The following is a 12,974-nucleotide window of genomic DNA, read 5'->3' on the forward strand; positions in this document are numbered from 1 at the left end:
GCGAGCGGGTGCCCTCGCTAGAGATATTGCGCGACTTTCTTGCCGACGGTCAGAAAGCGCAGGGGATCGATGGCTTCGCCATTGTGGCGCACTTCATAGTGCAGATGCGGCCCGGTCGATCGGCCGCTGCTGCCGGTCTTGCCGATGACGGCGCCGGCGTCCAGTTTCTCGCCTACGGTCACGTCGATTTCGCTCAGATGCCCGTAGCGGGTCGCAAAGCCGTTGCCGTGATCGACTTCCACCATGCGGCCATAACCGCCGTTCCAGCCGGCCTTGGTGACGACGCCGGACGCTGTCACCCGCGCCGCCATGCCGATGGGCGCCCTGAAATCCATTCCCGAATGCAGCGCGGCCGTGCCGAGGATGGGATCGGTGCGCACGCCGAACGGGCTGGTGACGGAATGGCCGGGGGCGGGGTTGGCAAGCGGCAGCTGGCGCGCTTCCTTTTTCAGCTGATCGAGCGTGTTCAGCGCCTCGTCCAACTCCTTGACCTTGCTGTCGAAGATCATCGAGGAATCGAGTGGGATCAGCGGTCCGCCTACATCGTTTTCGTTCTTGCCGAAATCGCCGTCGACCGGCAGTCCGGCCGCTTGCAGCGCCTGCTGGATGGCGTCGGCGCTCTTGTAGGCATTGTCCGCGAGCGTGCTGATGCGGTTGAGCTGTTCGTTCTCGATGGATTTCAGCGACTGGTTGATCGAGACGAACAGTTTGTCGGCACGATCGGCGGCTGAATCGCTGGGCACCGGATCGGTGCGGGTCGACCACAAGGAGAATGGCTTTGTGTCGGCGGCGCCGAGATCCGCGCCAAGGCTGGCAACCGCGTAGTTCCGCGCGGGCCGGTTGATGCTGCCGGTCACTTCGGCGCCCTTGTCCGGCTTGGCGGCGACGGCGGGATCTCCGGGGGGCACCGTTCCGACATCGTTTTCGGCGCGTTCGAGCAGCGGGCCGAGACGGCCATGCCGCTGGCTGAGCTGCGTCTGGCGTTCAAGCAGTTCGCTGACCTTGGTCTCCATCAATTGCTGGTCGAGCAACTGCCTGCTGGTGATGCGGTCGACTTGGGCGCGAAGCGCTGAAATCCGGTCCTCATAAGCCTGCTGCATGCGCGCCTGGCGCGCGGTGGTGGCGCCGATCAGGTCGTCGCGCAGCACGAGATAGGAGGTGGCCAGGAGGTAGCCGATGGCAATGGCCGCGAGCGCCGAACCGATGAATGCCGCGAGCCAGGGGCGGATCGTGAAGTGCCTGATCTCGTTGCCTCGGGCGATGATGACGGTGTGGGGTTCCCTGCGCCTGCCGAAGACTGCGGACTGACCGGTTGCGTTCACGGGACCAAGCTTTCGTTTACGACACCACGATAGCTCGATTACACATTATTAGGGTTAACAAAGGCTTGCCATACCGAACGGGTGGCGTCGAACGCACGCGGCGCGGGCAAGGGGTTGCATGAAAATCGCCATATCGCGGCTGCCATGTCGCGAAATCTTGACGACGAGCCCCAATATCCTGCCAGCAGCGACCAGTCACCCGCAGAGCAAGGCCCAGTTTTCTTAACTGTCTTCGGTTGCATTTAATTGACGTTTTTCGAGTAAAGGCGTGCTGGTATTTTGGATTCGTCGTGACGGTGGGAATGCTGAACGATCTGGTTGGCAAGATCCTCGACAAGATTTCAGGCGCCAGCCTGCTGGCGACTGGGCTTTTGCTGCTGACTGCCTTTGTCAGCGCGCTCGTGGCCTATTGGCGCACGGTCGAGGAGAAGAGCTGGAAGGAGTTTTTCGAGTTCGTCATTCCGCATGAGGTCATCACTCATCCGTCCGCGAAGGCCGACCTGCTGTTCTGGGTAACGAAGAAGGCCTTGATGCCTTTCCTGATGCTGCCCGCCGGAATCGTCTTCGTCACGGCGGTGGGCTACGGGACCAATTGGCTGTTTTCGACATTGTTCCAGTTCCAGCCGCCTCTGATCGAGGGGCCGGCGGGCCCGGCGACGGTGCTGATCTTCACCGTCAGCATGCTGCTCGCCTACGACATTTCCTATTATCTCTATCACGTGGCCCAGCATCGCTATCCGCTGCTTTGGGAACTGCACAAAGTGCATCACTCGGCCGAGGTGATGGTGGGGATCACCAAGGATCGGGTCCATCCGCTCGACGAGTTGATGAATCGGGCCTGGGACGGCATCGTCGTGGGGCTCTGTTTCGGCATCTGGTCGCTGATTTCGCTCAATCTTGTCGAACTGACCGTCTTTGGCGTCAACGTCTATGTCATGCGTAACATCCTGATGATGGATTTCGTCAGGCACACGCATTTCAAGATATCGTTCGGGCCGCTCAACAACGTGATCCTGTGTCCTCATTGGCACCAGTTGCATCACAGCGTCGATCCGCGCCACTACGACAAGAACTTCGGGCTGCTCTTTTCATTCTGGGATCGGCTCTTCGGAACACTGTGCGTGCCGAGGCCCGACGAGGACTTCAAGTTCGGGCTGGTCGACCGCGACGTGCGCGACTACCAGTCGCTCGCCGGCCTTTACGTCATGCCGCTGAAGCGGATGTGGGGGCATATTGCCAAGCGCATCCGGCTTGGGAAGTCACGGTCACGCACCGCGCGATCATCGGAAGGGACCCGGCCATGAACGCTCCGGTCACGCTCGCCATCCCGCGGACACGCAGCTTCGAAGTCGTGACATCGGCAGTGCGCCTTGCCGAGATCGCACCCGCCTGGCGCGCGCTCTGGCAGCAGGCTGGCGGACTTGTCTTCCAGCACCCGGACTGGATCGCGGCCTGGTGGCGCACCACCCCGCATCAGGAGCGGCGCACGCTCAGGATCGGGCTTGCCTGGAACGGCGACCGGCTCGATGGCGTGATAGCGCTCGCGACCTTCAGGCGCTCGGGCATCCGTGTGCTCGAATGGGCGGCGAAGGATCACAGTGACTATGGCGACGCGCTGGTTGCGCCCGAAAGCGACCCGCTGGTCATTTCCCGTCTCTGGCAGCATGTTTTTGACCAGGGCGGTTTCGACCTGATCTATCTCAACCGTCTGCTGCCGGATGCCGGTGTTCATGCCCTGCTGGAGCCGGCCCACGGCAAGGCGCTTCGGCCCAACCACCGTACTGAAATCAGCTATCGTGTCGCGGGTCCCTGGCAGCGTGGGGCGGAATGGTTCGAGACGTTGTCCAAGAAGGGCCGGCAGAACTATCGTCGTGGCCGCAAGTTCATGGAAGAGAGCGGTACATTGCGTTTCCGGCTCCTGGACGCGAAGGACCCGCGCGAGCCGGTGCTCGAGCGGGTCGCGACGCTGAAGCGCCTCTGGCTCGCCCGGCATGGTCGCGCTTCGGACCTGTTCGATCAGGGCTCGCCGGTACTCTCCGCGCTGATTGCGGTGCTGGCCGACCTCGGGCTGTTGCGCATCTTCGTGCTCGAGCTCGACGACACGATCGTTGCCGTCTCGATCAACTTCGAGCAACGCGGCACGATGATGGCTTTCGTCACCACCTATGATCCCGAATACGAGCGCGCCTCGCCTGGCATGGTACTGATGATGGACTATATCCAGTGGTCGCTCGACCGTGGCCTTGCCGAGATCGATTTTCTCTGCGGCGGTGAGGATTTCAAGCGGCGCTTCGCCACGCGTTCGGTCAGGCTGTCATCGATGATTGGCGCGCGCGGCTTGCGCGGTCATGTCGCCGCGCTGGCCGATCGTGTGAACCATGCTTCTAAGTCCTGGAGGACGCAGCGCCAGTCGAAGGCCGAGGCGCCTGACGAGTAACGACCACAATTGTCGATTGCTTTCGTGGGCTTTGACGGCGCGGTCAAAGCGCGCGAACGGCTTCCAGGACTTCCTCGGCATGACCCTTGACCCGGACCTTGCGCCAGATCCTGGCGATCCGCCCGTCGCGGCCGATCAGGAACGTCGCTCGCTCGACGCCCATGTACTTGCGGCCGTACATCGATTTCTCGACCCACAGATGGTAGGCCTCGATCACCTTGCGCTCTTCGTCGGCGGCGAGGTCGATGGTGAGGTCGTATTTCGCCTTGAATTTGTCGTGTTTCTTGGTGCTATCGGGCGACAGGCCAATGACCACGGCGCCGGCCTTCTCGAATTCCGGCTTCAGCTGTGAAAAGCTGATCGCCTCTTGGGTGCAGCTTGTCGTGTCGTCCTGTGGATAGAAATAGAGCACAATCGGCTTGCCGGCGGACGCGGCGAGGCTGAGCGATCCGCCACCATCCCGCGGCAGATCGAATTGCGGCGCGGGATCGCCTACGTCGAGGTCAGCCATATCGATGCCCTTGTTTGAGGTTACGCGCGAAGGCACAGGGATATAGTGTCGAGCGGGGATTCGTCCACGAGCGAATTCGTACAACGGAAGATTGCGTGGATCAGGAGCAACCGCAGCACGAGAAGATCAGGTTCAGGCGGGACGAGATCACCGACCTGGGGGGCTTGCCGTCCGCGTGCCGCGTGCCGCCGCTCGGTCAGGCTGCCATCGGCCGCGGCGTGCGTATGCTTTCGCGCGCGTTTGCCGGCCTTGTCGCATTCATCATGCTGGCCGCGGTGGCCGTCTATCTCATCGGCCTTTACGGCATCGGGTCGGACAGGCTGCGTGTCGAGGCGGAGAGCGCCATAGAGAGGCTGGCGGGCGTCGACGTCAATGTCGCGGTCGGGCCGGCGCGCATCACACTCGACGGTTCGAGCTTTGTCGCTCTCCAGGTCAGCGATGTCAGCCTGAAGACCAGCGACGGCAAACCCATGGCGGATGCTGGTCGTGTGCGTTTCGGTATGCGCCTCGTGCCGCTGCTGTGGGGCGAGGTGCGGCTGACCAGCGCCAGGATCTCGGATGCGCGCATCGTCACGGCCGCCATGCCATCGGGCGGCGACTGGACAGCCGAACTGCGCAATGACGACGGGCTGATCGATCCTGAAAAACTGTCCGACGCGGTGTTCCGCAACGTCGGCGATGCACTCGATGCGGTGCGCGAGGATTCGATGCGTCGCATCGATCTTCACAATGTGGAATTCATCCTGCCCGAGGCCGCCACCGTCAAGTCGATCAAGGTGGCCGACGCCACCGTCGTGCAATCCGGGCCTGGCGCTATCGCGTTGTCGTCGCGGGTGGACGTCGACGGCAGGGCTGTGACCACTGCCGCATCCGCCGCCCGCGATAGCGTGACCAGTCGCGTGACCGCACTGGATGCCACGATCGGCATTGCCAACGGCAACGAAGCCGCGGGTGGAAGTAGGTTGGGCGCGGTCACCATCAAGCTAAAAGGATCGCAAGGGGCAGGCGACACCGCCTCGCGGCTGACGGCCGCCCTGTCGTCCACGGGGTCCGTGCTCGATCTGGGCTCGCACGGGCAGGTGCCCGCCGACATCGATCTCAACGCTACTCTTGTCCACGGCAGCAACAAGATTCAGGTGGACAGGCTGTTGCTCAAGACCGGTCGCTCGGCCTTCGATTTCGCTGGCTCGATCGGACCCAAGCCTTCGACCGGCGCCGCGGGCGAGGAGCCTGCCTACCGCTATGACCTGACCAGCGACGGTTCGACGCTGGCGCCTTCGGAGTCGCCTGAGCCCGCCCTGACCTTCCTTGCCCGCATTGCCGGCGTCTATCAGACCAAAAGCCATAAATTGGTAGCCGAGCAGATCGCTGTTCGGTCCGCCGCTTCCAGTGAGGTGCTTGGCACCGCTGCCGTGGAATTCGTTGATGGCAAGGCCCCCGGGATCAATCTGGCGCTCAACGTCCACAATATGCCGGTCTCTCACGTCAAACAGCTCTGGCCCTGGTTTTCGGCGCGCAATGCGCGGCTCTGGGTGCTGGACAATCTGTTCGGCGGCCGCGTCGTCGATGCCAACCTCCAATTCCAGGTGGTTCCGGATCGCCTCGGCAATGGCGTGCCGCTGTCCGCCGATGAGGTCTTCGGCCGCTTCCAAATCGAGGGCGCGCGTTTCGACACGGCCGGCCGCATTCCGCCGATCCGCGACGCGGTGGGCGTCGTCGGGTTCCACGGCAACGACGTCGAAATTTCGCTGTCGTCGGGCACCGTCTTCATGCCCAGCGGCCGCACCGTGGCGGCCAGCAACGGCACGCTGACGGTCAAGGCGGCCAACCGCCCGCCGGTCATCGGCGCTCTCGATATCGATGTTGCCGGCGATGCGTCCGCCGTCGCCGAACTTGCCTCCTACGAACCGATCAATGCCATGCGTCATGTCGGCTTCCTGCCGGAAGACCTCTCCGGCGGCGTCACCGGCCACGTCAAGGCGGATATCCCGCTGCAGTCCGGCGTCGACACTTCGAAGCTCGATTGGCTGGTGTCGCTCGACTACACCGGCCTGTCACTGGCCAAGCCGTTCGAGGGACAGACCGTGACCGATGCCGATGGCTCGATCACCGTCGATCCGCAAAAGGCTGTCATTTCCGCCAAGGCGTCGCTGAACGGCATTCCGGCTGAACTCGACCTCGTCGAGCCGCTGGCGGATGACGGGCCGGCGCGCAGCCGCAAGGTAGCCCTGGTGCTCGACGACAAGACCCGCGCCGCCGCCATGCCTGGCCTGACGCCGCTGCTTGGCGGAACCGTGAAGGTCGCGATCGACAAGAGCGGCAGCGGCAACCAGAATGTCTCGGCCGACCTGACCAACGCCAGGCTGGATATTCCCTGGGCCGGCTGGAGCAAGGGGGCGGGGGTGCCTGCCAACGCCACATTCGTCATGACCAAGTCCGGCGACATCACGACGCTGTCCGACTTCAGCCTCGACGGAAAGTCATTCTCCGTCAACGGCACTGTCGTGCTGGTCGGCGGCGCCCTGTCTTCGGCCAGGTTCAGCAAGGTCGCCTTGAACAGGGGCGACGACGTGGCGGTTTCGGTAAAGCGTTCGGGCAAGGGCTATGCGGTCGACATAAACGGCAGCGCGCTCGATGCGCGTTCACTCATCAAGCAGTTCACGTCCGATGTGGACACCGCGACCAAGACGACGGGAACAGACAACATTTCCGTCAGCGCCAATGTCGAACAGCTGACCGGTTTCCATGACGAGCAACTGTCCAACCTGAAGCTCGACTACAGTGCGGCTGGTTCAAGGGTGAACGGACTGAGGGTCAGCGCGACGGCGAGTTCCGGCGCCGCCATTGCCATCAGCAACACCACCGGCGACGGCGGGCGCTCGCTCAAAGTGCAATCTGCGGACGCCGGCGCCATCCTGCGGTTCCTCAACATCTATGAGCACATGGAAGGCGGATCGATCACGCTGGCATTGACGGGGACCAGCGACGGCCCGATGAAGGGCAAGGTCGACACCACCAACTTCTTCGTCGTCAACGAACCGAAACTCGCCTCCATCGTCTCGACCACGCCGGCCGGCGACAGCCGCAGCCTCAACCAGGCGGTGAAAGGCAAGCTCGACACCTCGCGGGTGAAGTTCGAACGTGGTTACGCCGAGATCGACAAGGGCGGCGGCTATCTGAAGCTGGCCAACGGCGTGCTGCGTGGGCCGCGCATCGGCACGACCTTCCAGGGCATCCTCTACGACCAGAACAACAATATGGATATGACCGGCACCTTCATGCCGGTCTATGGCCTCAACCGCATTTTTGGCGAGTTGCCCATCGTCGGCGCGCTTCTGGGCAATGGCCGCGACCGCGGCCTGATCGGCGTCACCTACCGGCTGCGGGGCAATGCCAACAAGCCGGTGCTCGACGTCAACCCGCTGTCGGTGATCGCGCCGGGCATATTCAGGTCGATCTTCGAGTATCGGTGAGCGGTCTCAGGCCGGCCGCACCAGGACGTGCTTTTTCTTGCCCAATGAAAGCTTTACGACATTTTCCGGACTCAAGTCCTGAAGCGTGACCATGCGACGGTCGTCGCTTATTTGCTGGTCGTTCAGGCGCACGGCGCCGCCCTGGACATGCCGCCTCGCCTCGCCGTTGGATGATGCCAGCCCGGCGCTGACCAGCAGCGAGAGGATGCCGACGCCGGCCTCCAGCGCGGCCCTGTCCGTCTCGATGGTCGGCAACGTGTCGGCGAGCGCGCCTTCCTCGAAGGTTTTGCGCGCGGTCTCGCTGGCCTGTTCGGCGGCCGCGCGGCCATGCAGATGGGCGGTGATCTCGGTGGCGAGGATCTTCTTTGCCTCGTTGATCTCGGAGCCGCCCAGCCGCTCGAGCCGTGCGACCTCGTCCAGCGGCAGCGTGGTGTAGAGTTTCAGGAAGCGGGCAACGTCGGCATCCTCGGTGTTGCGCCAGTACTGCCAGAACTCGTAAGGGCTCAGCATCTCCGGATCGAGCCAGACCGCCCCCGAGGCCGACTTGCCCATCTTGGCACCGGACGAGGTGGTGAGCAGTGGCGTGGTCAGTGCATAGAGTTGCGCATCCTCCATGCGTCGGCCGAGATCGATGCCGTTGATGATGTTGCCCCATTGGTCGGAGCCGCCCATCTGCAGGCGGCAGCCAAGGCGCTTGTAGAGTTCGACGAAATCATAAGCCTGCAGGATCATGTAGTTGAATTCGAGAAACGACAGCGACTGCTCGCGATCGAGCCGCAACTTGACGGAATCGAACGCAAGCATGCGGTTGACGGAAAAGTGCCGGCCGACATCGCGCAGGAAATTGACGTAGTTGATCTCCATCAGCCAGTCGGCGTTGTTGACCATGATCGCGTCGTTCGGACCATTCCCGAATTTGAGGTAGGGCATGAAGTTGCGGCGGATACCGGCGAGATTGTCGTCGATATCCTGCGGGGTCAAAAGCTTGCGCGCCTCGTCCTTGAAGGAGGGGTCGCCGATCATCGACGTGCCGCCGCCCATCAGCGCGATCGGCCGGTGGCCGGTCTGCTGCAGCCAGTGCAGCATCATGATCTGGATCAGCGAGCCGGCATGCAGGCTCTTGGCGGTCGCATCGAAACCGATATAGGCCGTTACCGTCTCCGTGGCGAAGAGCTGGTCGAGGCCGGCATCATCCGAGGTCTGATGGATGAAGCCGCGCTCGCTCATCGTGCGCAGGAAATCGGATTTGAAGGCAGGCATGTTTTCTTTCCCGAAAGCGTACGCCCGGTCCGTCGCGGGCATATGTGACCGCGCGCGTTTAGCATCCAAGCGCAATCAGCAAAAGTGGATTCCGGTTTTGCGCTGGATTGCGCGTCATACAAGAGTTCGCAATCAGCAAAAGTGGATTCCGGTTTTGCGCTGGATTGCGCGTCATACAGGAGTTCGCAATCAGCAAAAGTGGATTCCGGTTTTGCGGTCCGCACGGATGGTGCCAGCGGCGATCCGGCTGCAATGCTTGCTTCATCGTTTCGGCTGGCGTAATGAGGCGCCGCGCCAAAGGTTCTTGCAGCCCACGACCTCAAGCCGCACCGCACGGCATTCACAAATGCCATATCCTACGACAGAGCCCGACGCGATATGCCGGACGCATTGATATCCATCGTCATTCCCTGCAGGAACGAGGCGGCAAACCTGCCGCTCTTGATCGACGAGATCGAGGCGGCGATGGCCGGCCGCGACTTCGAACTGATCATCGTCAATGACGGCTCGACTGACGAGACCGCTGCCGTGCTCGCCGAACAGGCCGCGCTTCGCCCGTTTCCGCTGCGCGAGTTGCGGCATGAAAAATCCGCCGGCCAGAGCCTCTCGGTGCGTTCGGGCGCCTGGGCGGCGCGCGGCGCCATCGTCGCGACGATCGACGGCGACGGCCAGAACGATCCGCAGTACATTCCGGTGTTGGTCGACGCCTTGCGCCAGGCCGGCCCCGATTTTGGCGCCGCACAGGGGCAGCGCCTCAAGCGCCGCGACAGCAAGGTCAAGCAACTGGCGTCGCGGTTCGCCAACTGGCTGCGGAATGCCATCCTGCATGACGAGACGCGCGACACCGGCTGTGGCCTGAAAGCGGTCCACACCGAAATCCTGCGCAGACTGCCGTTCTTCGACGGCACCCATCGCTTCGTTCCGGCACTGGTCATCCAGGAGGGGTATCGCATCGTGCATTGCGACGTCGTCGACCGCTCGCGCCGGCACGGCAAATCGAATTACGGCATTTTCGATCGCGGCCTGCAGGGCGCGGCCGATCTCATCGGTGTCTGGTGGCTGCGCCGGCGGCGCCGCAGAATGCCAGAAGTAAAGGAAATCAAGCGTGTTTAATGTGCTTCAGGAACTGGGGACCTGGCTTCACCAGGTTTTCATCAAGCAGTTCGATGCGTGGGTTCTGCTCGGTTTCATCGCCCAGTTCTTCTTCACCATGCGTTTTGTCGTGCAGTGGCTCGCCTCGGAAAAGGCCAAGCGCAGCGTCGTGCCGGTGGCTTTCTGGTTCTTCTCCCTGTTCGGTGGTGGACTGCTTCTGCTCTATGCCATCCAGCGCCAGGACCCGGTGTTCATCGCCGGGCAGGCCATGGGCATGTTCATCTACATCAGAAATCTCTGGCTGATCGCCAATGAGCGCAAGGCGGCGATGACCAAGGTCGATTGAGCTGTCGCCAAAATGATCGGAGAGACTCAAAAATGGCATTGAACAGGAACTACATACTTCTCTTCCTGTTCAGCCTGATGATGACGGCTTCGGGCCTGGCATCCATGCCGCCGATCGACCGCGATGAGCCGCGCTTCGTTCAGGCCACCAAACAGATGGTCGAGAGCGGCGACTATATCGACATCCGCTTTCAGGAGACATCGCGCTACCAGAAGCCGATCGGCATCTACTGGCTGCAATCGGCGGCCGTGGCGCTGAGCGGTCAGGGGGCCGGGGCGCCGATCTGGGTCTATCGCACGGTTTCGGCGCTTGGCATTGCCATTGCCGTGCTGGCGATCGCCTGGACCGGGACCAATCTTTTCGGTGCCAATGCCGGGATCGCCGCCGGGCTGGTGATGGCGGGGATCTTCGCCACGGCTTTCGAGGGCCGCGACGCCAAGACCGATGCGATGCTGCTGGCCTGCTGCGTGGCGGCGCAAGGCGCGCTGGCGCAGATTTATGTCGCATCGCGCCGCAACGAAACGGTCGGAGGCCATCTCTGGTGGATCTTCTGGATCGCACAAGGGGCCGCGATCCTGATCAAGGGGCCGATTGCGCCGCTGCTGTCCGCGTTGACCGTCGCCGCCCTGTTTGCATTCGAGCGCGACGGGCGCTGGTTGTCGAAGCTCAGGGTTGGGCGCGGCCTGCTGCTTGTCCTGGTGATTGCTTTACCCTGGCTCGCCGCGATTACCTGGAAAAGCCATGGCGCTTTCCTGCAGCAGGCTGTCGGCAAGGACATGCTCGGCAAAGTCGCGTCAGGCGCGGAATCGCACGGCCTGCCACCCGGCTTCTATATGCTGACCTATTCGCTGTTCATGTGGCCGTTCGGCCTGATCGCGGTCGGCGCTGGCCTGCAGGCCCTCAACCGTCTGCGCGACGATGTCCGGCTGCGCTTCTGTCTCGCCTGGTACATTCCGTTCTGGCTCGTCTTCGAACTCATTCCTACCAAGTTGCCGCATTACGTGCTGCCGGCCTATCCCGGCATGGCGCTGCTGATCGGCTGGCTGCTGACATTGCAGCCGCAGGACGCCAATGCACCGCTCAGGCGTTGGCAGCAATGGTTGTGGTGGTCGACCGCCTTCGGCCTTGTCGTGGTCAGCCTAGGCCTGGCGGCTGTCTGCGTCGGAGCGCCGATCTACCTCGCCCACACTTTCTCCTGGTGGAGCATTCCGGCGGCCGCGGCCGCACTCGGCGCGGGCCACCTTGCGTTCTCCCGGCGGTTGCAGGTGCCGTTGCCCCGCATCGGCGCCACCGCCGCCTGTGCGGGCATCGCCTATGCCTTGCTGTTCGAGGTCATCGCCCCGTCGCTGAAGCCGATATGGCTGAGCCCGGCAATCAGGAAAGCGGTGCTTGCCAACAAACCTTGCGATACGACCGTGCTGGCCTCGGCGCGCTATCAGGAGCCGAGCCTGGTGTTCCTGGTCGGCACGAAAACGGTGCTGACCAATGTCGGTGGCGTGGCGGAGCATCTGCTCGCCGATCCCGCTTGCTCCCTTGGCCTGGCGCCGATCGGCGACGAACAGAAACTGAATGGCATGCTGTCCGTGCAAGGCAAGTCGGCGAACCGCGTCGCCGAGATCGACGGCCTCAACTATTCGTCGGGAGACAAGCTGTCCCTCGGTCTCTACCGTATAGCGCAATAACTTCGATGATGGGATCGAGTTCCAAATGCTCGTGAAATCGCGCCCTCCAGTTTCCAACTCGCTCCTTGGAATAGGACGCCGATCCCTCGGCAATTTTAGCGATACCCTGCAGATCGCAAGGCGGCGCCTTGCCGTTCGCCCCGCTCGCTATCCCAACATCTCATGGTGGGCGTGGGGCCTGGTCTGGGTCTTTCTGACTGCAGCGGCCTTTGTTCGTCTCGATACGCCGGCAGGAGTAGCCCACGGCCAGTGGTCCGCGGGTGTGGCCAGGCTTGCCGAGTTCTTCACGCAGTTCGGACTGGGCGGCTGGTATCTCATCCCGTCCGCGCTGCTGCTTGTCGCTGCCAATCTGACGGATTGGCGAAGCCTTTCGCGACGCGCGCTGATGCTGGTCTACAGTTGGACCTGTCTGGCTTTCCTGGTGCTGAGCGCCGTTGGCCTGTCCGGCCTCACCGTCAATGTCCTGAAATATGCCATTGGCAGGGCCCGCCCGCTCTACTTCCAGGATTTTGGCGTCCTTGCGCTGCACCCTTTTGCCTTCGATGCGCGCTTTGCGGGCTTTCCCTCAGGCCATGCCACGACGATGGGCGCCGTGTTCGGTATCCTGCTGCTTTTGTTTCCGCGGCGTTGGTACATCGCTTTGGTGGTCACGGCCTGCATCGCCTCGACCAGGGTCTTCGTCGGCGCGCACTACCCCAGCGACACCGTCGCCGGCTTCGGCCTCGGCTGCGCCTTCGCGCTGGCGTGCGGACTGGTCTTTGCCAGGCTCGGCTTCATCTTCCGGCCGGCGCGCTCGGGATTGCCGGTACGCAAGCCATCGTTCCGCTTGGTTGCGCCCGAAAAATAGCCGG

Annotated in this window: 10 protein-coding genes; 7 read left to right on the plus strand and 3 right to left on the minus strand. The window is 62.8% G+C overall.

Annotated elements, in window-relative coordinates:
• Positions 1 to 17 precede the first annotated feature (17 nt).
• Positions 18 to 1,322 carry a M23 family metallopeptidase gene (locus LB556_RS21415; protein WP_224569723.1) on the minus strand — a complete coding sequence of 435 codons (1,305 nt, stop codon included), beginning with the start codon at positions 1,320 to 1,322 and terminating at the stop codon, positions 18 to 20.
• Positions 1,323 to 1,624: 302 nt separating this feature from the next.
• Here LB556_RS21415 and LB556_RS21420 point away from each other — a divergent pair, with 302 nt between their 5' ends.
• Together LB556_RS21420 and LB556_RS21425 are read left to right on the plus strand one after the other, a co-directional pair.
• Positions 1,625 to 2,626, plus strand: coding sequence for a sterol desaturase family protein (locus LB556_RS21420; RefSeq protein ID WP_224569867.1), 1,002 nt, complete (start codon positions 1,625 to 1,627; stop codon positions 2,624 to 2,626).
• Positions 2,623 to 3,759, plus strand: a complete 1,137-nt coding sequence (locus LB556_RS21425) for a GNAT family N-acetyltransferase (RefSeq protein ID WP_224569724.1) — start codon at positions 2,623 to 2,625, stop codon at positions 3,757 to 3,759. The genes LB556_RS21420 and LB556_RS21425 overlap by 4 nt, the downstream gene beginning before the upstream one ends.
• Before the next feature lie 43 nt (positions 3,760 to 3,802).
• On the opposite strand, the gene LB556_RS21430 is transcribed toward LB556_RS21425, so the two are convergent.
• The gene (locus tag LB556_RS21430; protein ID WP_224569725.1) at positions 3,803 to 4,270 is read right to left on the minus strand and encodes a peroxiredoxin; all 468 of its coding nucleotides are present in this window, start codon (positions 4,268 to 4,270) and stop codon (positions 3,803 to 3,805) included.
• A gap of 95 nt (positions 4,271 to 4,365) precedes the next feature.
• On the opposite strand from LB556_RS21430, the gene LB556_RS21435 reads away from it, so the two are divergent.
• A complete protein-coding gene (locus LB556_RS21435; protein WP_224569726.1) occupies positions 4,366 to 7,743 on the plus strand; it encodes a DUF3971 domain-containing protein in 3,378 nt (1,125 codons plus the stop codon).
• Between the two features lie 6 nt (positions 7,744 to 7,749).
• On the opposite strand, the gene tyrS is transcribed toward LB556_RS21435, so the two are convergent.
• On the minus strand, positions 7,750 to 9,003 hold the full coding sequence (gene tyrS / locus LB556_RS21440) for a tyrosine--tRNA ligase (RefSeq protein ID WP_224569727.1): 1,254 nt from the start codon (positions 9,001 to 9,003) through the stop codon (positions 7,750 to 7,752).
• Positions 9,004 to 9,381: 378 nt separating this feature from the next.
• On the opposite strand from tyrS, the gene LB556_RS21445 reads away from it, so the two are divergent.
• The 4 genes from LB556_RS21445 to LB556_RS21460 are packed head-to-tail and all read left to right on the plus strand — an operon-like array spanning position 9,382 to position 12,970.
• On the plus strand, positions 9,382 to 10,116 hold the full coding sequence (locus tag LB556_RS21445; RefSeq protein ID WP_224569728.1) for a glycosyltransferase family 2 protein: 735 nt from the start codon (positions 9,382 to 9,384) through the stop codon (positions 10,114 to 10,116).
• Positions 10,109 to 10,441, plus strand: coding sequence for a lipid-A-disaccharide synthase N-terminal domain-containing protein (locus LB556_RS21450; protein WP_224569729.1), 333 nt, complete (start codon positions 10,109 to 10,111; stop codon positions 10,439 to 10,441). Before LB556_RS21445 ends, LB556_RS21450 begins: the two co-directional genes overlap by 8 nt.
• Positions 10,442 to 10,473: 32 nt before the next feature.
• Positions 10,474 to 12,123, plus strand: a complete 1,650-nt coding sequence (locus LB556_RS21455) for an ArnT family glycosyltransferase (RefSeq protein ID WP_224569730.1) — start codon at positions 10,474 to 10,476, stop codon at positions 12,121 to 12,123.
• Between the two features lie 25 nt (positions 12,124 to 12,148).
• Positions 12,149 to 12,970 (plus strand): phosphatase PAP2 family protein, encoded by an 822-nt coding sequence (locus LB556_RS21460; RefSeq protein ID WP_224569731.1) that lies wholly within the window; start codon positions 12,149 to 12,151, stop codon positions 12,968 to 12,970.
• Positions 12,971 to 12,974: the final 4 nt, after the last annotated feature.

This window comes from Mesorhizobium sp. ES1-4 (genome assembly GCF_020164745.1).
Taxonomy (GTDB): Bacteria; Pseudomonadota; Alphaproteobacteria; order Rhizobiales; family Rhizobiaceae; genus Mesorhizobium.

What these genes read in the sequence shown, in the direction of transcription:
- LB556_RS21430 (WP_224569725.1), bottom strand. Translation starts at nt 4,270, where the DNA reads ATGGCTGACCTCGACGTAGGCGATCCCGCGCCGCAATTCGATCTGCCG.
- tyrS (WP_224569727.1), bottom strand. Translation starts at nt 9,003, where the DNA reads ATGCCTGCCTTCAAATCCGATTTCCTGCGCACGATGAGCGAGCGCGGC.
- LB556_RS21460 (WP_224569731.1), top strand. Translation starts at nt 12,149, where the DNA reads ATGCTCGTGAAATCGCGCCCTCCAGTTTCCAACTCGCTCCTTGGAATA.
- LB556_RS21420 (WP_224569867.1), top strand. Translation starts at nt 1,625, where the DNA reads ATGCTGAACGATCTGGTTGGCAAGATCCTCGACAAGATTTCAGGCGCC.
- LB556_RS21445 (WP_224569728.1), top strand. Translation starts at nt 9,382, where the DNA reads ATGCCGGACGCATTGATATCCATCGTCATTCCCTGCAGGAACGAGGCG.
- LB556_RS21425 (WP_224569724.1), top strand. Translation starts at nt 2,623, where the DNA reads ATGAACGCTCCGGTCACGCTCGCCATCCCGCGGACACGCAGCTTCGAA.
- LB556_RS21455 (WP_224569730.1), top strand. Translation starts at nt 10,474, where the DNA reads ATGGCATTGAACAGGAACTACATACTTCTCTTCCTGTTCAGCCTGATG.